Source organism: Guyparkeria sp. SB14A, from assembly GCF_005096345.1.
GTDB lineage: Bacteria > Pseudomonadota > Gammaproteobacteria > Halothiobacillales > Halothiobacillaceae > Guyparkeria > Guyparkeria hydrothermalis.
This window is the reverse complement of record NZ_SWAW01000072.1, coordinates 1-647: the sequence shown is the minus strand read 5'-3', so window position 1 is coordinate 647 and position 647 is coordinate 1. Positions and strand designations below refer to the sequence as shown.

The following is a 647-nucleotide window of genomic DNA, read 5'->3' as shown; positions in this document are numbered from 1 at the left end:
TCACCCGGCATGACCATCTCGGTGCCTTCCGGCAGCTCGCAAGCGCCAGTCACGTCGGTGGTGCGGAAGTAGAACTGCGGGCGGTAGCCGTTGAAGAACGGGGTGTGACGACCACCCTCTTCCTTCGACAGTACGTAGACCTCGGCCTCGAACTGGGTGTGCGGCTTGATGGTGCCCGGCTTGCAGAGTACCTGACCACGCTCGACTTCGTCGCGCTTGGTGCCGCGCAGCAGAACGCCGATGTTGTCGCCCGCCTGACCCTGGTCGAGCAGCTTGCGGAACATCTCGACACCGGTAACGGTGGTCTTGATGGTGTCCTTCAGACCGACGATCTCGATCTCTTCGCCGACCTTGACGATGCCGCGCTCGACGCGACCGGTGACCACGGTGCCGCGACCGGAGATGGAGAACACGTCCTCGACCGGCATGATGAACGCACCGTCGATGGCACGCTCCGGCTCGGGGATGTAGTCGTCCATGGCCTCGACCAGCTTGACGATGGCCGGGGCACCGATCTCGGAGGTGTCACCTTCCAGCGCCTTGAGGGCCGAACCGGTGATGATCGGGGTGTCGTCGCCCGGGAAGTCGTACTGGGAGAGGAGGTCACGGACTTCCATCTCGACCAGCTCGAGCAGCTCCGGATCGTC

1 protein-coding gene is annotated in these 647 nt (G+C 64.0%); it reads right to left on the bottom strand.

Annotated features, from left to right (window positions below; translation table 11 throughout):
• The coding region (locus FAZ79_RS11310) for an EF-Tu/IF-2/RF-3 family GTPase (protein ID WP_247709553.1) at positions 1-647 on the bottom strand (647 nt) is incomplete at both ends.